A 17,780-nucleotide genomic window follows, 5' to 3' on the forward strand; every position below is an offset into this window, starting at 1 on the left:
AGGATGCCCTGGTGGCGGCCGGACTCCGACTCGAGAAGACCCAGAAGCACCCGACGCTCACGCTCGCAGGGGAAGTGCTCACCCTCGACCTCTGCGGCGGCCTCTGGATCGAGGCCCACCGCACGCTGATCGTCTCCGATCTGCACCTGGAGAAGGGTTCGTCCTTCGCCGCCCGGTCCGGCCAGTTCCTGCCGCCCTACGACACCCGAGAGACCCTGGCCTGCCTGCACGAGGCGATCATCCGGCACGATCCCGCCCGCGTCGTCGCGCTGGGCGATTCCTTCCACGACGCGAGGGGGCCCGAGCGGATGGAGCCCGGCGACCGGGCGATGATCGCCGCCCTGCAGGAGGGGCGCGACTGGGTCTGGATCGCGGGGAACCACGATGCCGCCGTGCAGGACGGCGTCGGTGGACGCTACGCCGAGGCGTTGACCCTCGGCGGCCTCCTCCTGCGCCACGAACCGGGTGCCGACCCGGCGCCGGGCGAGATTTCCGGCCACCTCCATCCCTGCGGAAAGGTCGCGATGCGGGGCCGCGCCGTCCGCCGCCGCTGCTTCGTCACCGACGGTCACCGCCTGATCATGCCGGCCTTCGGCGCCTATGCCGGCGGGCTCAACGTCCGTGACAAGGCCTTCGACGCGGCCTTCCCCAAGGGCTTCACCGCCTATCTCCTCGGGGACGGGCGCGTGTTCACGATCGGCCGGGCGCAACTCGCCAGGGATTGATGCGCGCCCGTCGTTGCGAGCGGAGCGCTTCCGTGTATCGCAGCGGGCCTCCGGGAGCCTGACCGAGAATACCCTCTTCCCCCAAATCACCTCGTCCTGAGAGGCTGGCCGGAAAGATCGTGGCGGCCCGTCACGACCTCCACGTCATTGCGAGCGGAGCGAAGCAATCCAGGGTGGCGGGCCGTTTCCGATCGTGGCGCACCCCTGGATTGCTTCGCTCCGCTCGCAAGGACGGAGGGGGCGTCAGAACCAGCCGCGGATCCTGAAGTACACGATCGGAATGATCGCGCTGATCAGGATGAGACCGAGGGCGTAAGGGTAGCCGTAGGTCCATTCCAGTTCCGGCATGTATTTGAAGTTCATGCCGTACATCGAGGCGATCAGCGTCGGCGGGACGCCCACCACCGAGACAACGGTGAGGACCCGGAAGACGTTGTTTTGCTCGATGTTGATGAGGCCCAGCGCCGCGTCGAGGAGGAACTGCACGTTCTCGGCGAGCCGCGTCTCGAACTCGTCGAGGGACTCGATGTCCCGCTTCAACGTCTCGTAGCGGCCGTCGTCGGCCAGTTCCAACCCCTCGCAGGCGCTCGCCACGAAGGGAACGATCCGCTCCAGGCCGAGCAGGCTTGCCCGCACCTTGCCGAGCACCTTCCCCCGGCGGCTGATTCCCCGCAGGATCCGGCGCAGCGCGAGATCCCGGCGGCGGGGCGGAGGGTCCTCCATCCGGCGGGCATGGGGGCCGCGTACGTCGAAATCGAAGATGCGGCTCGACAGGGAGTCGAGGTCGGCCGCCATCTCCTCCAGGGCGTCGGCGAGGCTGTCGACCAATTCCTCCAGGATCACCAGCAGGATTTCGCCGGGGTCACCCCCCTCCCCGTCGTCGATGCGCGTCCGGGCATGATCGAACGCACGCAGATCGTGGAAGCGGATGGTGACGAGGTGATCCTTCGTGAGCATGAAGCCCAGCGGCAGGAGCTGGGAGTCCGCTCGCTCGAAGGTGATCATCGGAGTCGAGAGCGACAGCCCGGTCTTCACCCGGCGCAGGCGGCTCGACGACTCGACCTCGGAGAGCGCCGCCCGGGAGGGGACGCGCAGGCCCGTCCGCGCCTCGACGTCCGCCACGGTCTCCGCCGAGGGATCCAGCAGATCGAACCAGACACCAGCGCCCCGCGCAGGCGCATCGCTGGCGGATGCCGAGGATCCGGTGGAGATCGCCATGAAGGGAGAATCCGTGGAAAGGCGCCGCGCCTGAGAGGGGGGGGAGCGGGGTGCGACAGTCTTGACTCGAAAACCCACGATGGCTATCTGCCTCCTCGTGTTAGCACTCGTCAGGCGAGAGTGCTAACAGAGGTGCTACCAGCGAGAGTGCGTGTGGTCGGCTAGGCCGCATCAACGCCATCTCCAGACCTGAAGCAAGAGGGCTGCTCATGAAGTTCCGTCCGCTGCACGACCGCGTGGTCGTCCGCCGCATCGAGAGCGAAGAGAGGACGAAGGGCGGGATCATCATTCCCGATTCCGCCAAGGAGAAGCCGCAGGAGGGCGAGATCATCGCCGTCGGATCCGGCGCCCGCGACGAGACCGGCCGGGTCAACCCGCTCGACGTCAAGGCCGGCGACCGCGTGCTGTTCGGCAAGTGGTCCGGCACCGAGGTCAAGATAGACGGTGAAGATCTCCTCATCATGAAGGAGTCGGACATCATGGGCGTGGTCAACGTCTGATCACGGCTCGGCCGACCTTCACAGGCTTTTGGCTTCGTGAGGCCGAATACGGCTCCGAAGCGCAACCTCCAATCGAAAGAGTTTAGGACATGGCAGCGAAAGACGTTCGTTTCTCCGCCGACGCCCGCGACAAGATGCTTCGCGGCGTCGACATCCTCGCGGACGCCGTCAAGGTGACCCTCGGCCCGAAGGGCCGCAACGTCGTCATCGAGAAGAGCTTCGGCGCCCCGCGCATCACCAAGGACGGTGTGACGGTCGCCAAGGAGATCGAGCTCGCCGACCGCTTCGAGAACATGGGCGCCCAGATGGTGCGCGAAGTGGCCTCGAAGACCAACGACATCGCCGGTGACGGCACCACCACCGCGACCGTGCTGGCCCAGGCCATCGTCCGCGAGGGCGCCAAGTACGTGGCCGCCGGCATCAACCCGATGGACCTGAAGCGCGGCATCGACCTCGCCACCGCCGCCGCGGTGAAGGACATCACCGCCCGCGCCAAGAAGGTCTCGACCTCCGACGAGGTCGCCCAGGTCGGCACGATCTCCGCCAACGGCGACAAGGAGATCGGCGAGATGATCGCCCACGCCATGCAGAAGGTGGGCAACGAGGGCGTCATCACCGTCGAGGAGGCCAAGACCGCCGAGACCGAGCTGGACGTCGTCGAGGGTATGCAGTTCGACCGCGGCTACCTGTCCCCGTACTTCATCACGAACGCGGAGAAGATGGTCGCCGAGCTCGAGGATCCCTACATCCTCATCCACGAGAAGAAGCTCTCCTCGCTCCAGGCGATGCTCCCGGTCCTCGAGGCCGTGGTGCAGACCGGCAAGCCGCTCCTGATCATCGCCGAGGACATCGAGGGCGAGGCGCTTGCCACGCTCGTCGTGAACAAGCTCCGCGGCGGCCTGAAGGTCGCGGCCGTCAAGGCGCCGGGCTTCGGTGATCGCCGCAAGGCGATGCTTGAGGACATCGCGATCCTCACCAAGGGCCAGATGATCGCCGAGGATCTCGGCATCAAGCTCGAGAACGTCTCGCTCCCGATGCTCGGCCGCGCCAAGCGCGTCCGCATCGAGAAGGAGAACACCACGATCATCGACGGCGTCGGCGAGAAGTCCGACATCGAGGGTCGCATCAGCCAGATCAAGGCGCAGATCGAGGAGACCACCTCGGACTACGACCGCGAGAAGCTCCAGGAGCGTCTGGCCAAGCTCGCGGGCGGCGTCGCGGTGATCCGCGTCGGCGGCGCGACCGAGGTCGAGGTGAAGGAGAAGAAGGACCGCGTCGACGACGCGCTCAACGCCACCCGCGCTGCAGTGGAAGAGGGCATCGTCCCCGGCGGCGGCACCGCGCTGCTCCGCGCCAAGAAGGCGGTTTCCGAGCTGAAGTCCGACATCCCGGACGTCCAGGCCGGCATCAAGATCGTCCTCAAGGCCCTTGAGGCCCCGATCCGCCAGATCGCCCAGAACGCGGGCGTCGAGGGCTCGATCGTGGTCGGCAAGATCACCGACAAGACGGACTCCGAGACCTTCGGCTTCAACGCCCAGACCGAAGAGTACGTCGACATGATCCAGGCCGGCATCGTCGATCCGGCCAAGGTCGTCCGCACCGCCCTGCAGGACGCCGCCTCGGTGGCCGGCCTGCTGGTGACGACGGAGGCCATGGTCGCTGACGCGCCGAAGAAGGACAGCCCCGCTCCGGCGATGCCGGGCGGCGGCATGGGCGGCATGGACTTCTAAGTCCACGCCACCCGTCACGGACGGAAGGAAGGGGGTCGCCGAAAGGCGGCCCCTTTTCTTTTGGGCGTCGCGGCGGCACTTTTACCAGGATTTGGTACACCGGCGGCCGGAGGGCGTGACGGGGGACGCAACACCTCGATTGCCCTCAACGACCATTTCTTGCGCTTCATCGAGAGGCAGGTCCAGGGAGGACGTTATGGCTCTGCCAGCGATGTCGTGCGCGCGGGCCTGCGGCTTCTCGAAGAGCACGAGGCCAAACTCGCGGGGCTTCGCGCGGCGCTGATCGAGGGAGAGGAGAGCGGTCCTGCCCAACCGTTCGACGTCGAGGAGTTCTTGCAGAGCAAAGACGACGACCGGCAGTGAGTGGCCGCTATACTCTCACCCCAAGGGCGCGCCGCGACCTCGATGAGATTTGGATATCCTCGGTACGCACCGGGGGCCCGACCCAAGCTGAGACGTCTGTTCGGCGCCTCGACGGCGCCTTCCGCGATCTTGCCGGCGGTTTCAAGGTCGGCCGCAACGCGGACGACCTTCGACAGGGTTACCTCCTACACTCGGTCGGATCGCACATCGTCTATTATCGCCGGCCAGACGACCTGCACATCGAGATCGTTCGCGTCCTCCATGGGCGGATGGATCCGGGCCGCCCTCTCTGACACGCCGTGCTCGGTCACGCCGTCCCGCGATCCTCGGCAACGGGCATTGCCGCCTGAGCCACGCCCGACAGCGGCACGATCTTCAACACCGTGATCCGGTTCTTGGCCTTCCGCAGCACCTTGAAGCGGAAGCCATGGAAGTTGAAGGCGGTGCCCTGGTCGGGGATGGTGCGGGCCTCGTGGATCACGAGGCCGGCGATGGTGGTGGCCTCGTCGTCGGGCAGGTGCCAGTCCATGGCGCGGTTCAGGTCGCGGATCGGCACGCCGCCATCGACGTTCACCGAGCCGTCCCCCTGGATGCGCACGCCGGAGACCGTCACGTCGTGCTCGTCGGCGATGTCGCCCACGATCTCCTCCAGGATGTCCTCCAGCGTCACGAGGCCCATCACCTCGCCGTACTCGTCCACGACGAGGGCGAAGTGGGTCTTCTTCGAGAGGAACGCCTTGAGCTGAGCCCTGAGGCTCGTGGTCCCGGGGATGAACCACGTCTCCAGCGCCAGCGCCTCGACCTTGAGGCCGGAGGCGTCGCCGCCCGCCGCGTCGAGGGCGCGGAGCAGGTCCTTGGCGTGGAGCACGCCGATGATGTTCTCCGGCGTGCCCCGCCAGAGCGGCATGCGGGTGTAGGGCGAGGCCAGGACCGCCCGCACGATCTCCTCGGACGACATGTCGGCATCGATCGCCCGCATCTTGGTGCGGTGGACCATGACTTCCGAGACGGTGAGGTTCGACAGGTCGAGGAGGCCGCCGAGCATATCGCGCTCGGCCCGCTCCACCCCGCCCTCCCGGTGCAGGAGCGCCACCTGCCCGCGGATCTCCTCGGCGGCGGTGAGGATGGACTGGTGCTCGCCGATGGTGACGCCGAAGGGCTTCAGCATCACCCGCACCAGTTGCTCAATGGCGAGTGCCGGCGGTCCCATCAGGGCCACGGCGAAGGCGACGGGCCGGGCGATCAGCAGGGCGATCTTGTCCGGGTTGGAGATGGCCAGCGTCTTCGGCAGCACCTCCGCGAAGACGATGACCAGCACCGACATGCCGACGGTCGCGTAGATCACGCCGCTCTTGCCGAAGAGGGCCGTCAGCACACTCGTGGTGAAGGCCGAGGCGCCGATGGCCACGATGTTGTAGCCGATCAGCATCGCGCCGATGAACCGCTCGCGGATCGCGAGGATGCGGTTGACGATGCTGGCCCGTGAATCGCCCCCCTGTTCGAGGGCGTGCATCCGCGCCCGCGAGGCGGCCGTGAAGGCGGTCTCTGCGCCCGCGAAGAAGGCCGAGAGCACCAGCGAGATCAGCACGATGCTCGCGGCGAACCAGAGGTCGGTATGCGTGTCCATGGGCCGGATCTGATGCGGCCCGGAAGGAGGCGCCGCGTCAGCCTCTATAGCGCCGCCGCGCCGCAGGCGCATGCGGCTGTTGGGGGAGCCTGCCGGAACCCGTCCTACGCTGCCCGCGGCGTCTCAGGCGCGCCGTCCCCTGCATGGGCAGCGGAGCCGTCCACCGGGGGAATCCGTCACACGCCTCGTTGCAGCGACGCACTCACTTCGTTCATGCGCCCTGCCACAAGCGTTTGTTTTTACTTCATTTTCCTCAGGCAAGGCATCAGCCGAGACTGGAAAAATTGATGCAAAAACAATGAGCGCGTGCAGACACGCATGAACGAAGTGAGTGCGTCACTGCACTAGGGGCTTCCCAGCCGCCGCGCCGTCCACGTCGCCCAGTAGGCCGGGCGGCCGTAGATCCGGGAGCCCGTGCCACCGCCGGGGCCGGGGGCGAGGCGGTCCACCCAGGTGAGAACGCCCGACCTGCCGGCATAGCTCGCAGGGACGTCGAGGTTGCCGAAGGCGTCGGTCATCCAGAAATGACTGCTGCGGTCGAACCGCCCGGCCCCGTCGCCGCCGGAGCTGAGGCCGAGATAGGTGTTCGACCGCGCGGCCTCGACCGGTTCCGAGAACAGGGTCAGTGACCCGATCCCGGCCGGATCGAGATCGGCCGTATATTGCAGGCAGATGTCCGCCACGGGCCCGCCGGGTGCGTTGGCCGGCCGGTAGCAGGTGTAGGCGACGGCCCAGCTCTGGGCGTCCCGCGCGCGGGCAGCCCGCACGAGGCTGCCCGGCGGCAGCACGCCCCCGAGGCGGCGGGGCGCCGACCACACCCGTTCCGCGGCGAGATCCTTTGAGGTGCGGAGGTAGAGGCCCATGCGGCGCCGCTCGGGCGGAAGGCCGCAATCCTCGGGCAGCACGTCGGTGTACACGTAGTGGTAGGTGCGATCGACGACGCTGATCGAGCCGTCGAGCCCCGCCGTGTCGAAGGGGGCGGCCGCGCAGGCCGAGGCGAGCGGCTGGCCCCCCTCGTCCATGACCGGCGCGGGCACCAGCGGCTCCCGGCGGCGGCCCCTGCCCTCGCCGCCGACCGGCGTCCAGGCGAAGCCGTTGCCGTCCTCGGCGCGGGTCCTGATCTCGAAGGACACGAAGTCGAGGGTCCGGGCCTCGATCTGGATCCGGCGGCGCAGTCCCTCTTCGGCGGGGGGCTCTTCCCGGCGGCGGGACCGGCGGCGGCGCGACGGCTCCTCCGGCTGCGGCGCGACGGCCGGGCCCGGCACGGTGGACGGCGCCGCCTCCTGGCCGAGCATGAAGACGTAGAAGTACGCCTCGCCCGCCCAATCCCGCCCGGAGATGGCGATGGGCGAGCGGGGGCCGATCCCCTCGCGGACGACGGCGGCTCCGGCCGCCTCCGGCACGTCGCGCCGCCCTCGCCGCCCGCGCCCCTCGGGGCGCCGTTCGGGCAGGCTGATGCCGAAGCGCGCCTCGGCCTCGGCCAGGATCATCGCGAGCTGTTCGGGATTGCGGCCGGTGCGCAGGGTGCCGCCGTCGCGGCTGTCGGTGGCCCGCCGCTCGGGGCAGGCATCCTCCCGGCCGCGGCCGGAGACCGGGCTCTCGCCCTGGTAGACCGACACGACCGAGCCGGGGGGATTGCTCCGGGCCAAGTGGAGGAGCTGGGCGCCCCGCACGAAGGCGCAGGCGCGCGGCGCGGCGAGCACGCCCTCGGCCCCGCTCCCGTCCCGGCAGATCTCGAGGGTTCCCCCGCCGGTGCGGAAGCAGCTCGGCGCGAGGCCGTCCGATCCCGGACGCGCCGCCGCCGGACCGCCGACCCCCACCGCGAGGAGGGCCGCCAGCCCCGCAAGGCCGGCACGGGGGAGCGGCCACGGCGCGGGACATCGGCGGCGCGGGGCGGCGCCCGGCAGGGGAGTGGCGCAGCGGGTGGCGGGTGAGGTCGACATCGGCCAACCGCAAGCCCGGACGCCGCGATATCGTTCCGCTTGTCCGCGCGAGCCCCGCAATCTTCCGGGGATATCGCCGCGGGCGGGCGGATCCGCGAATCGTCCGGAGCCGGCGAACCCGTCGCGGCCTCGCCCGTTGTCGCGGCGCAGGCGGTTCGGGGCCGTCCCGGCCCGGTCGGCCCCGTGGGGCCAGCCCCGCGAGCCGTGGCCGTCACCGCCGCCACCATCGTTTCGTGTTTCGCGTCCGCTTCGAGGAGACGAGTATGGACATCGCCGCAGACACCGTTTCCGACATCGTTATCCGCCTGCGCGCGATCGAGGTGAAGGAAGGCGCCACCGACCCGGATTCGGGATCGAACCCCATCGACGACGGCGCCACCGACGTCCTCGTCTCCGGCACCGACGACGCCACGGAATCCGAGGTGCGCGGCATGATCGCCGGGCTCGACGACGATTCCCGGGCGGAACTGCTGGCGCTCCTCTATGTCGGGCGCGGCGACATGGAGCCGGAGGAATGGGACGAGGCGGTGAAGTTCGCGCGGGAGCGCGAGGCCGCCGGCGAGGGCGCCGTGAAGGAACTCCTGCGCACCCCCGATGCGGGCGACCTCCTGGAGGAGGGGCTCGACGCCTTGGGACTGACCCCGGACCTCCCCCAAGCCTGAGGTCCGGGGAACGATGCCGACCCGCACCGGCCGGGCCGCGCGCAAGGCGCTGCGGGTCGTCACGCGCCCCGTCCGGCGCGCCCAGGGCGCCGGCGGGCGCGGGCCGGGCGGCCTCGTCATCGAGCCCTATCGCGGCTACGGTTCGGCGGAGGAGATCTTCCTGATCGGCCGCGTCTTCCGGCAATCGCCGGGCGTTCCGGGCGAGGATCCCGACTCCTGGCGGGCGCAGTGGCGAGATGTCCGCCGCCGCATCAGCCGGCGCACCATCGCGGGGGCAAAAATCCTCGCCCGGTTCGGCGGAGCCGAAACGGAGGTCGTCACCGACTCGGACGGGTATTTCCGCATCCATCTCGCTCCCCGCGCCGTTCCCCAGGGTGACGGCCCCTGGCACGAGGTGGCGCTGACCCTCGCCGCCGACCCGCCCATCGCCGCCACCGGCGCGGTCTTCATCCCCCCGGCCGAGGGTGGCTACGTCGTCATCAGCGACATCGACGACACGGTGATGCGCACGGGCGTCGCCAACAAGCTCACGATGCTCTGGCGCCTGTTCGTCGAGGATGCCGAGAGCCGCGTCGCCTTCCCCGGTGTCGCCGCCCTCTACCGGGCCCTCCACGCGGGACCCGGCGGGGCGGATTCCAACCCGATGCTCTACGTCTCGCGGGCGCCCTGGGGCCTCTACGAGATGCTGACGGAATTCTTTCAGCGGCACGGGATTCCCGCCGGGCCGGTGCTGTTCCTGCGGGAATGGGGCCTGTCCTGGACCCATCCCCTGCCCCGGCGGGCCACGGACCACAAGCAGTCGCTGATCGGGCATATGCTGGAGATCTATCGCACCCAGCCCTTCGTGCTGATCGGCGACAGCGGCCAGCACGACCCCGAGGTCTACGCGGCCATCGTCGCCGCCCATCCCGGCCGGGTGCGGGCGGTCTACATCCGCAACGTGTCCAAGGGGCGGACGCGGGTCGAAGAGATCGCCCGCCTCGCCGGCGCGGTGGCCGCCGCCGGATCGAGCCTCGTGCTGGCCGCAGACAGCACCGCCATCGCCGCCCATGCTGCCGAGATCGGCCTCATCGCCGAAGCGGCCGTCGCCGAGGTCTCGCAGGAGCGCGAGGCGGGCGAATCGGCCGTGGTCCAGCCCGAGACGGTGCGCATCACGCCGCCCGCCGCCGCCGGGGACCTCGACCTCGCCCCCGACGTGATGGCCGCCTTCACCCGCGAGGGGACGATCCCGGCGACCGTCGTCGTCGCCCCGCAGGACCCGGTCGCGCCGGTCCACCCGACCACCGCCTGACGATCTCCCCCACTCCAGCCGAGGTCTCTCTTCATGCGTCGTCCGTCCCCTTCCGATCTCTCGAAGCGTGCCGCCCTGAAGATGGCCGCCCTCGGCCTTGTGACCGCGCCCGCCCTCGCGGCGCCCGCCGCGGCGGAGGACGGCGCGGGGGGAGCGGGCGGCGGCTCGCTCGGCGCGAAGATGGGGGCGGCCAACGCCAAGCCGGGGCCGCGCACGGTGCCGGGGCGCGAGATTCCGGTGCCGGTCGCGACGGTGAGCGAGCCCTTGGCCAAGCAGATCGCGGCGCCCTACCGGTCCCCGGCCTGGAACGCCAACCCGCCGGATGCCGCCGCCTGGAAGGAGTTGGTGGACCGCCTCGCCACGCTCACGGCCGCGCCGGTGCCCGGCCTGCGCGACCGCCTCGGCGTGTCGAGCGAGGCGGCGGTGATCGGCGGCGTGAAATGCTCCGTCATCCAGCCCAGGACCCTGCCGGAGGCGAACCGGAACCGCCTGCTCCTGCACATCCACGGCGGCGGCTACGTCTACAATCCGGGCGAGGCGGGCACCCTGGAGGCGGTGCTGATGGCCGGGATCGGCGGGTTCAAGGTCGTCTCGGTCGATTACCGGATGCCGCCGGACGCCCCCTACCCGGCGGCGATGGACGACGCCGCTGCGGTCTGGAAGGCGATGCTCGGGATGCAGGCGCCGGACCGGATGGCGGTGTTCGGCACCTCCACCGGGGGCGGGATGACGCTCGCCCTGATGCTCCGCGCCAAGCAGGACAAGCTGGCCCTGCCCGCCGCCATGGGCCTCGGCACGCCCTGGTCCGACATGACCGAGACCGGCGACACCTACAAGACGAACGAATGGCTCGACAACGTGCTCGTCAGCTATTCGGGCTACCTGACCCCCGCCGCCAAGCTCTACGCCGACGGCCGCGACCTGCGGGATCCGCAGCTCTCCCCGATCTACGGCGACTTCGCTGGCCTGCCGCCGACCCTCCTCGTCTCGGGCACGCGGGACCTGTTCCTGTCGAACACCGTGCGGACCCACCGGAAGCTGCGGGCCGCCGGGATCGACGCCGACCTCCACGTCTTCGAGGGCATGAGCCACGCCCAGTACCTCGCTGCACCGGACTCGCCCGAGACCAAGGAGGTCTTCACGGAGATGGCGGGCTTCTTCGGCCGGCGGCTCAAAGGCTGATCGCGGCAAGACCGTGACGGTTGCCGACGCTGCCGCAACGCAGCAATTCGGAGAACGCGCTTCTCCCGGGGACCGACGTTCCTACGTTCGCCCCCTTCCGGTTGGACCTTCGGTTGGACCATTTCTGGCGGAGCGACGCCATGCAGACCTACACCCTCGCCATCGTGGACGGCGTCCTGTTCGCCTGCCTCCCGGACGCGGGCGACCTCGCCACGGCGATCACCGAGGCCACGGCCATGAGCTACGGGGCCGGCCTGTCCCTCGACATCGTCCGGGGCACGGTGCTCACCGACACGCTCCGCCCCGGCGACGAGGTCGTCTGGCGCGAGAGTTCGGACAGCGAATTGCTCGACGCGGAGGGACAGCGCCACCGCTTCGCGGTGATCCGGCACAGGGAGCAGCACCGCCGGGCGGCGTGAGGGCGACGCGGGCTTCCCCTGTCCCCCGCCTTCGGGAATCGTTGCGATCCGCGATCATTGCGCCTGATCCCGCCCTTGAAGGCGAAGGAGGGAGTTCTCTTGCATCGACCCCCGCGCGCGGGTGGGGGGGAAGTCACGGCACCGTCCGGTTCGGTCCAACATCTCTCTGAAAACTATGGTACAAACGCGGAACACGCCACCGCCGCCAGCCGAATGCCGACCGTCGCCGAGATCCAGATCCCCCTCGCCATCGACACGCCCTACAGCTACGTCGTCCCCCATGGGATGACCGTGGAGGCGGGGGACGTGGTGCAGGTCCCCCTCGGCCCCCGCGAGACGGTAGGCGTCGTCTGGACCGTGGCCGAGACGGTGGGCGGCTCGAACCTGCGGCCGGTGACGGGGGTGCTCGACGTGCCCCGCCTCGGCGCCACCCTGCGCGGCCTCGTGGACTGGATCGCCCGCTATACCCTGGCGCCCCGGGGCTCGGCGCTCGCCATGGTCCTGCGCCTGCCGGACGAGGCGGCGGGGACCGAGGTCGCCCGCGTGGCGGTGAAGACCTCCGGCAAGCCCCCCGCCCGGCCGACGGCCGCGCGCGCGAAGGTGCTCGCCATTGCCGCCGACGGGGAGCTGCGGGGCAAGAGCGCACTCGCCAAGGAGGCGGGCGTCTCCCTCTCGGTGGTGGACGGGCTGATCGACGACGGCGCCCTGGAGACCGTGGCCGTCGCCCCCGAGCCGGTCGCGCCCGAGCCCGACCCCGACCATCCCCGCGTGCCGCTCTCGGCCATCCAGGCCGAGGCCGCCGCCGCGCTGGCCGCCAGCCTCGGCGAGGCGACGGAGACCGGGGCGGCGAAGCCCGTGCTTCTGGAGGGCGTCACCGGCTCGGGCAAGACGGAGGTGTACTTCGAGGCGGTGGCCGCCTGCCTCCGGGAGGGGCGCCAGGCGCTGATCCTGATGCCCGAGATCGCGCTGACCGCGCAGTTCCTCGACCGGTTCGCCGGCCGCTTCGGCGTGCGCCCGGCGGCGTGGCATTCGGGGATCGGCGGGCGGCGGCGGGAGCGGCTGCGGGCGGCGGTGGCCTCGGGCGAGGCGAAGGTGGTGGTCGGCGCCCGCTCGGCCCTCTTCCTGCCCTTCCCGCGCCTCGGCCTGATCGTCGTCGATGAGGAGCACGAGACCGCCTACAAGCAGGAGGACGGTGTCCACTACCATGCCCGCGACATGGCCGTGGTGCGCGGGCGCCTGGAGGGCTGCCCGGTGGTGCTCGCCTCGGCGACGCCCTCCATCGAGAGCCGCGTGAACGCCGCGCGGGGACGCTACGGCCACCTCGTCCTGCCCGAGCGGTTCGGCGGGCGGCGCCTGCCCGACATTGCCGCCATCGACATGCGGCGCGATCCGCCGGTCAAGGGCAGCTTCATCAGCCCGCCGCTGGTGAACGCGGTGAAGCACACCCTTGAGAAGGGCGAGCAGGCGCTCCTGTTCCTGAACCGCCGGGGCTACGCGCCGCTGACCCTGTGCCGGGCCTGCGGCCACCGCTACCAGTGCCGCAACTGCTCGACCTGGCTGGTGGAGCACCGCTTCCGCCGCGCGCTGGTCTGCCACCAGTGCGGCTACACCGAGCGGCGGCCTGAAGCCTGCACGGAATGCGGCGCCTTCGACCACCTCACCCCCTGCGGCCCCGGCGTCGAGCGGATCGCCGAGGAGGCAGCCGGGTTGTTTCCCGACAAGCGCATCATCGTCCTGTCGAGCGACTTTCCCGGCGGCGGCGAGCGGCTGCGCCAGGAACTGGAGGCGGTGGCGGCGGGCGAATGCGACCTCGTGATCGGCACGCAGCTCGTGGCCAAGGGGCACAATTTCCCGTTTTTGACCCTCGTCGGCGTGCTCGATGCCGATATCGGCCTGACCTCCGGCGATCCCCGCGCGGCCGAGCGGACCTTCCAGCTGCTCCAGCAGGTGACGGGCCGGGCGGGGCGCGGCGACAAGCCGGGCCGGGCCCTGGTCCAGACCTACCAGCCGGAGCACCCTGTCATCGCCGCCCTCCTCTCGGGCGACGCGGAGCGGTTCTATGCGGAGGAGATCGCCGCCCGCGAGGCGGCGGGCCTGCCGCCCTTCGGGCGCCTCGCGGCGCTGATCGTCTCGGGCACCGACAGGGCGGCGGCCGAAGCCTACGGGCAGGCCCTGGCGCGGGAGGCCGACCCGCCGGCGGGCGTGATGGTGCTCGGCCCCGCCGAGGCGCCGCTGGCTCTGATCCGCGGGCGCCACCGCCTGCGCCTGCTGGTGAAGACCGAGCGGAACGTCGATCTGCAATCCTACCTGAGGGAGTGGTTCGCCCGCGCGCCCAAACCACGCGGAAACGTGAAGCTCACGATCGATGTCGACCCGCAGAGCTTTTTGTAGGAGAACGCAGACCATCGCAGGGCCGTGCTCCTCCACGGGACACGGCGGCGGGGCGCGCGAGGAGCGACCAGTGCTGAGCTACACCAAGACGCCGGATTCGAACGTGGCCGAGATCGTTGTCGACGGGAAGATCTCCGACGAGGAGATGAACGCCGCCATCGCCTCCATGAAGGCGGACCTCGACAAGGGCGACAAGATCAAGCTCCTCGAAGACATCCGCAGCTTCCAGGGCATGGAGCCGGCGGCCTTCTTCAAGGATCCGCGCTTCGGCATTTCGATGATGAAGGGCGTGAGCCACGTCGCGCTGGTGACGGATGCGCCCTGGCTGAAGATGATGGCCGAGACCTTCGCCTTCGTCTCGCCCTACAAGATCAAGGTGTTCGAGCGCGAGCGCCTGTCCGAGGCGCGCTCCTGGCTGGCTGCGGCCGCCTGAGCACCCTCACTCGGCCTCGGCGGTGCGGGTGGTGCCCCGCCGGGCCGTCCAGCGGCCCGCGCACAGGGAGGACGCGCTCCATGTGCCGGAGCCGCGGGCTCCGTCGAGGCGCCCGGTGCCGGAGCCGGAACCGCCCGAACCCGCCACCGTGATGCCCACCGTGCCGTCCGCCGCGACCCGTCCGCTCACGCGGGCTCCTGCGGAGGCCGACACCGGTCGGACCTCGCCGTCTCGGATCGCCACGGTGTAGCTGTAGCGCGCGCTGCACACGCCGCTGTCCGTGACGAGCTCCACCGCCCATGTGCCGTTGTGCCGATCGGCCGCGACCGCGACGGATGCGCTCGCGGCGCAGAACGCGAGGGCGGCGGTGGCGATCCGGGTGGGGCGGGTCATCCTCATCAATATGTGGCTCTCACCAGTTATGCGACTTTGTTGCGCCGTTGAGGCGCCGCGCCGTCGCAATGTTTGCAGGATCGTTCACATATGACAGGGCGATGCGGCGAGAACAAGGCCGCGCCGCCGATGATTTTGTATCGGAACTTTGCAGCCGATAAGCTCGGCAATACTCTCGACGGCCGCCGCGGATTGTTTCGCGCTGCCCGGAAAGACCGGTGGCGCACTCAATCGTGCAGGGGGCGGGCCTCCTCCGGCAGCATGATCGGGATGCCGTCGCGGATCGGGTAGGCGAGCTTGGCCGCGCGGCTGATGAGTTCCTGGCGGGCGGAGTCGTATTCCAGCGTGCTCTTGGTGAGCGGGCAGACCAGGATCTCGAGGAGCTTCGGGTCGACGCGGGTCGCCTCGATCGGGGCGGTGAGGTCGTTGGCCATCGAACAGGGTCCTATTGCATCGTCGGCTCGGGGCCGGAGCCCCGCAGCAATTCCATCTGCGTGACCGCGATCAGGATCTCGGCACGGGTCTTGAGGTCCGCCGCCTCGAGCATCGCTTGCTTCTCGCGGATGCCGAAGGGGCTCATCATGCACAGCGCGTTGACGAGGGCCTCGTTCGGCGCCTCGTCGATCCCCGCCCAATCGACCTTGAGGTCGTTCGATTCGACGAAGTCGCGCAGGGCCTTCAGGACGCCCGCCCGGTCCACGGTGTCCTCGCCCGCCCGCGCCTGGAAGTCCACCGCGAACTCGTCGTAGCTCACTTGGCAGCGGCGGTAGGCCTCCGCCGAGGCGACCTCGCCCGTGAGGCGGAAGCGGGTGATGCCGGTCAGCGAGATGAGATAGCGCCCGTCGCCGGTCTCGGCGTATTGCGTGATGCGGCCGGCGCAGCCCACCCGGAACAGCTTCGGATGCTGGGAGGCGGCCGAATCGGGATCGGGCTGGATCATGCCGATCATCCGGTCGCCGCGCAGGGCATCGTCCACCATGGCGAGGTAGCGCGGCTCGAAGATGTTGAGCGGCATCTGGCCCCGCGGCAGCAGCAGCGCGCCGGGAAGGGGGAAGACCGGAATGATCGCCGGACAATCCGCCGGGCCGTGATACTCGGAATGCGTGCTCATCGCACCTCCTCTGGCGCGGCGGTCCCCATCCCGGGCCCAGCGGCGCCGGATGGATCGGGAAGTCCGGCCTACGAGAACAGCAGGGTCGAGAGCTTGCGGCGCCCGCGGATCGTGTCTGGATCCATCACGCCCCAGGCCTCGAAGAACTGAAGCAACTGCTTGCGAGCCGCGTCGTCGTTCCAGGCGCGGTCGCGCTTGCGGATCTCGATCAGGTGATCGACCGCCTGCTCGCGCTGATTCCGGGCGGCGAGGCCCAGCGCCAGATCGAACCGGGACTGGTGGTCGGCGGGGTTGGCCTCGATCGCCTTCTGAAGGCCGGCGAGGTCGCCCAGCGAGGCGGCTTGGTCCGCGAGGTCGAGGGCCGCCCTGAGGCCCGCGAGCGCCGGATCGTTCACCTTGTCCTCGGGGACCATGGCGAAGAGCCGCTTGGCGTTCTCGATCTCGCCCGCGTCGAGCTGGAGCTTGGCGAGGCCCGCCAGGGCCGTGAGATTGTCGGGCTCCTGCTCCAGCACCGCCGCGTAGAGTTCGGAGGCGCCCGCCACCTCGCCCTGTTCCACAAGGCCCGCCGCCTCGGCCAGTGCGGCCTCGATGGGGCTCGGACCGGCGGGGCCGGCGATGCGGTCGATCAGTTCCTTGATCTGGCTCTCGGGCACCGCGCCCATGAAGCCGTCCACCGGGCGCCCCTTGTCGAAGGCGATGACCGCCGGGATCGATTGGATGCCGAGCTGACCCGCGATGGAGGGATGCTCGTCGATGTTCATCTTCACGAGCACCACGGCCCCGGCGGCCGCCGTGACGACCTTCTCCAGCACGGGGGTGAGCTGCTTGCACGGGCCGCACCAGGGCGCCCAGAAGTCCACCAGCACCGGCCGGTTCATGGATTCGGCGATCACGTCCTGCCGGAACGCGGCCGTCGTGGTGTCCTTGATCAGGTCGCCGGCCGGGCCGGCCTGCGCGGCGCCGCCGGCGCTGAGGTCGTTGAGCATCATCCGCTTCGGAACTTTTTTCGTGGTGGCGGTTAGATGGGGCCGCCAAGCCGTATTGACCAGCCCGCGACGGCGGTTGGCGCCGTTTGTCCACCCTCCATGCGGAGCCGGGTGGCGCCCGGCCGACCCTAGCGGGCCGCCGGCGCCCCCGGAGCCGCCTTCGCCGCCGTGACGAAGGTCCCCGCGTAGGCGCGCCCGTCCCCGGTCTTCGCCTCGCAGGCGATGGCCGTCCGGCCCGGTTCCGGCGTCGAGAAGCGGCAGGCCCCGATGGCGAGCACAGGCGCGCCGATCTCGCTGCCGCTCCGGCTCTCGGTCACAACGTTGATCGGCTGGAGGGGGTCGGTCTCCTCGGTCGCCTCCTGCTGGGCGCCGTTGCCCGAGAAGCTGACGACCTGGCCGTCCCTGGTTATGAAGTCGAAGGCGGTGCGGTTGCGGCTCACCGCGTTCGAGAGGCTGTCGCCGCATTGTGAGGTGACATCGCGCCCGGCGACGACGAGCTTCTCGCAGTGGCCGGTGAGCGTGAAGGCGGCCGGCCCTCCGGCGCCCTGAGCCGAGGCACCGGAGGCCCCGAGGAGGCCGATCGCGGCGGCCCCGACCGCGAGATGAATCAGGCGAAGGGAGGTGTGGCGGACCGGAGCCGTCTTGGCGGAAGCCTTCATGGATTGCGCAAACCTCCCGATGTTCGCAACCGATGTAGGCGGCGGCCCGGCGGCGTCGAGGCGGCCGGTCGCGCGGCCCTCTGAAAGCGCCCGTCCGGTGCAAGGCTGATTTGCAGCGGGGCCTCTTTTGCGGTGCAACAAAGCCGG

Annotated in this window: 18 protein-coding genes and 1 pseudogene; 11 read left to right on the forward strand and 8 right to left on the reverse strand. The window is 70.2% G+C overall.

Features of this window, described 5'->3' with window-relative positions; all coding sequences use genetic code 11:
• Positions 1-11: 11 nt before the first annotated feature.
• On the forward strand, positions 12-725 hold the full coding sequence (gene pdeM / locus MFF06_RS03040; RefSeq protein WP_238201531.1) for a ligase-associated DNA damage response endonuclease PdeM: 714 nt from the start codon (positions 12-14) through the stop codon (positions 723-725).
• Positions 726-968: 243 nt separating this feature from the next.
• On the opposite strand, the gene MFF06_RS03045 is transcribed toward pdeM, so the two are convergent.
• A complete protein-coding gene (locus tag MFF06_RS03045) occupies positions 969-1,943 on the reverse strand; it encodes a CorA family divalent cation transporter (RefSeq protein ID WP_238201532.1) in 975 nt (324 codons plus the stop codon).
• Between the two features lie 209 nt (positions 1,944-2,152).
• Between MFF06_RS03045 and groES the strand changes: the two genes are divergently transcribed.
• The 4 genes and pseudogenes from groES to MFF06_RS22770 all read left to right on the forward strand — a co-directional run bounded on the left by groES (position 2,153) and on the right by MFF06_RS22770 (position 4,829).
• Positions 2,153-2,443, forward strand: a complete 291-nt coding sequence (groES, locus tag MFF06_RS03050; protein WP_238201533.1) for a co-chaperone GroES — start codon at positions 2,153-2,155, stop codon at positions 2,441-2,443.
• 89 nt (positions 2,444-2,532) lie between these two features.
• A complete protein-coding gene (gene groL / locus MFF06_RS03055; RefSeq protein ID WP_238201534.1) occupies positions 2,533-4,173 on the forward strand; it encodes a chaperonin GroEL in 1,641 nt (546 codons plus the stop codon).
• 126 nt (positions 4,174-4,299) lie between these two features.
• Positions 4,300-4,536: pseudogene (locus MFF06_RS03060) on the forward strand (type II toxin-antitoxin system ParD family antitoxin); the annotation flags it as partial.
• The gene (locus MFF06_RS22770; protein WP_370876561.1) at positions 4,533-4,829 is read left to right on the forward strand and encodes a type II toxin-antitoxin system RelE/ParE family toxin; all 297 of its coding nucleotides are present in this window, start codon (positions 4,533-4,535) and stop codon (positions 4,827-4,829) included. The pseudogene MFF06_RS03060 and the gene MFF06_RS22770, both read left to right, overlap by 4 nt.
• Before the next feature lie 14 nt (positions 4,830-4,843).
• Here MFF06_RS22770 and MFF06_RS03065 read toward each other — a convergent pair whose 3' ends face one another.
• Positions 4,844-6,163: an HlyC/CorC family transporter gene (locus MFF06_RS03065; protein ID WP_238201536.1), complete on the reverse strand. Its 1,320-nt coding sequence runs from the start codon at positions 6,161-6,163 to the stop codon at positions 4,844-4,846.
• A 344-nt stretch (positions 6,164-6,507) separates the two neighbouring features.
• Positions 6,508-8,106: a hypothetical protein gene (locus MFF06_RS03070; protein ID WP_238201537.1), complete on the reverse strand. Its 1,599-nt coding sequence runs from the start codon at positions 8,104-8,106 to the stop codon at positions 6,508-6,510.
• A 263-nt stretch (positions 8,107-8,369) separates the two neighbouring features.
• On the opposite strand from MFF06_RS03070, the gene MFF06_RS03075 reads away from it, so the two are divergent.
• The 6 genes from MFF06_RS03075 (at position 8,370) to MFF06_RS03100 (ending at position 14,484) form a co-directional block, all read left to right on the forward strand.
• Positions 8,370-8,768 carry a DUF3775 domain-containing protein gene (locus tag MFF06_RS03075; RefSeq protein ID WP_238201538.1) on the forward strand — a complete coding sequence of 133 codons (399 nt, stop codon included), beginning with the start codon at positions 8,370-8,372 and terminating at the stop codon, positions 8,766-8,768.
• A gap of 13 nt (positions 8,769-8,781) precedes the next feature.
• Positions 8,782-10,059 (forward strand): App1 family protein phosphatidate phosphatase, encoded by a 1,278-nt coding sequence (locus MFF06_RS03080; RefSeq protein WP_238201539.1) that lies wholly within the window; start codon positions 8,782-8,784, stop codon positions 10,057-10,059.
• Between the two features lie 33 nt (positions 10,060-10,092).
• On the forward strand, positions 10,093-11,241 hold the full coding sequence (locus MFF06_RS03085) for an alpha/beta hydrolase (RefSeq protein ID WP_238201540.1): 1,149 nt from the start codon (positions 10,093-10,095) through the stop codon (positions 11,239-11,241).
• A 140-nt stretch (positions 11,242-11,381) separates the two neighbouring features.
• The gene (locus MFF06_RS03090; protein WP_238201541.1) at positions 11,382-11,660 is read left to right on the forward strand and encodes a hypothetical protein; all 279 of its coding nucleotides are present in this window, start codon (positions 11,382-11,384) and stop codon (positions 11,658-11,660) included.
• A 99-nt stretch (positions 11,661-11,759) separates the two neighbouring features.
• A complete protein-coding gene (locus MFF06_RS03095) occupies positions 11,760-14,051 on the forward strand; it encodes a primosomal protein N' (RefSeq protein ID WP_283207239.1) in 2,292 nt (763 codons plus the stop codon).
• Between the two features lie 70 nt (positions 14,052-14,121).
• Positions 14,122-14,484 (forward strand): SpoIIAA family protein, encoded by a 363-nt coding sequence (locus tag MFF06_RS03100; protein WP_238201543.1) that lies wholly within the window; start codon positions 14,122-14,124, stop codon positions 14,482-14,484.
• A 6-nt stretch (positions 14,485-14,490) separates the two neighbouring features.
• Here the strand turns inward: MFF06_RS03100 and MFF06_RS03105 are convergent, their stop codons facing one another.
• From MFF06_RS03105 to MFF06_RS03125, 5 genes are all read right to left on the reverse strand, one after another.
• Positions 14,491-14,877, reverse strand: a complete 387-nt coding sequence (locus MFF06_RS03105) for a hypothetical protein (RefSeq protein WP_238201544.1) — start codon at positions 14,875-14,877, stop codon at positions 14,491-14,493.
• Between the two features lie 227 nt (positions 14,878-15,104).
• Entirely contained in the window at positions 15,105-15,311 is a 207-nt protein-coding gene (locus MFF06_RS03110; RefSeq protein WP_238201545.1) for a Trm112 family protein, read from the reverse strand.
• Between the two features lie 11 nt (positions 15,312-15,322).
• Positions 15,323-15,988 (reverse strand): LON peptidase substrate-binding domain-containing protein, encoded by a 666-nt coding sequence (locus MFF06_RS03115; protein WP_238201546.1) that lies wholly within the window; start codon positions 15,986-15,988, stop codon positions 15,323-15,325.
• Between the two features lie 68 nt (positions 15,989-16,056).
• Complete coding sequence (gene trxA, locus MFF06_RS03120) at positions 16,057-16,974, reverse strand: thioredoxin (RefSeq protein WP_238201547.1); 918 nt, start codon at positions 16,972-16,974, stop codon at positions 16,057-16,059.
• A 128-nt stretch (positions 16,975-17,102) separates the two neighbouring features.
• The gene (locus MFF06_RS03125; RefSeq protein ID WP_238201548.1) at positions 17,103-17,633 is read right to left on the reverse strand and encodes a hypothetical protein; all 531 of its coding nucleotides are present in this window, start codon (positions 17,631-17,633) and stop codon (positions 17,103-17,105) included.
• Positions 17,634-17,780: the final 147 nt, after the last annotated feature.

It is taken from the genome of Methylobacterium aerolatum (assembly GCF_022179085.1).
GTDB classification, from domain to species: Bacteria; Pseudomonadota; Alphaproteobacteria; order Rhizobiales; family Beijerinckiaceae; genus Methylobacterium; species Methylobacterium aerolatum.

What these genes read in the sequence shown, in the direction of transcription:
- MFF06_RS03045 (WP_238201532.1), bottom strand. Translation starts at nt 1,943, where the DNA reads ATGGCGATCTCCACCGGATCCTCGGCATCCGCCAGCGATGCGCCTGCG.
- groES (WP_238201533.1), top strand. Translation starts at nt 2,153, where the DNA reads ATGAAGTTCCGTCCGCTGCACGACCGCGTGGTCGTCCGCCGCATCGAG.
- groL (WP_238201534.1), top strand. Translation starts at nt 2,533, where the DNA reads ATGGCAGCGAAAGACGTTCGTTTCTCCGCCGACGCCCGCGACAAGATG.
- MFF06_RS03065 (WP_238201536.1), bottom strand. Translation starts at nt 6,163, where the DNA reads ATGGACACGCATACCGACCTCTGGTTCGCCGCGAGCATCGTGCTGATC.
- MFF06_RS03070 (WP_238201537.1), bottom strand. Translation starts at nt 8,106, where the DNA reads ATGTCGACCTCACCCGCCACCCGCTGCGCCACTCCCCTGCCGGGCGCC.
- MFF06_RS03075 (WP_238201538.1), top strand. Translation starts at nt 8,370, where the DNA reads ATGGACATCGCCGCAGACACCGTTTCCGACATCGTTATCCGCCTGCGC.
- MFF06_RS03080 (WP_238201539.1), top strand. Translation starts at nt 8,782, where the DNA reads ATGCCGACCCGCACCGGCCGGGCCGCGCGCAAGGCGCTGCGGGTCGTC.
- MFF06_RS03085 (WP_238201540.1), top strand. Translation starts at nt 10,093, where the DNA reads ATGCGTCGTCCGTCCCCTTCCGATCTCTCGAAGCGTGCCGCCCTGAAG.
- MFF06_RS03090 (WP_238201541.1), top strand. Translation starts at nt 11,382, where the DNA reads ATGCAGACCTACACCCTCGCCATCGTGGACGGCGTCCTGTTCGCCTGC.
- MFF06_RS03105 (WP_238201544.1), bottom strand. Translation starts at nt 14,877, where the DNA reads ATGACCCGCCCCACCCGGATCGCCACCGCCGCCCTCGCGTTCTGCGCC.
- MFF06_RS03110 (WP_238201545.1), bottom strand. Translation starts at nt 15,311, where the DNA reads ATGGCCAACGACCTCACCGCCCCGATCGAGGCGACCCGCGTCGACCCG.
- MFF06_RS03115 (WP_238201546.1), bottom strand. Translation starts at nt 15,988, where the DNA reads ATGAGCACGCATTCCGAGTATCACGGCCCGGCGGATTGTCCGGCGATC.
- trxA (WP_238201547.1), bottom strand. Translation starts at nt 16,974, where the DNA reads ATGCTCAACGACCTCAGCGCCGGCGGCGCCGCGCAGGCCGGCCCGGCC.
- MFF06_RS03125 (WP_238201548.1), bottom strand. Translation starts at nt 17,633, where the DNA reads ATGAAGGCTTCCGCCAAGACGGCTCCGGTCCGCCACACCTCCCTTCGC.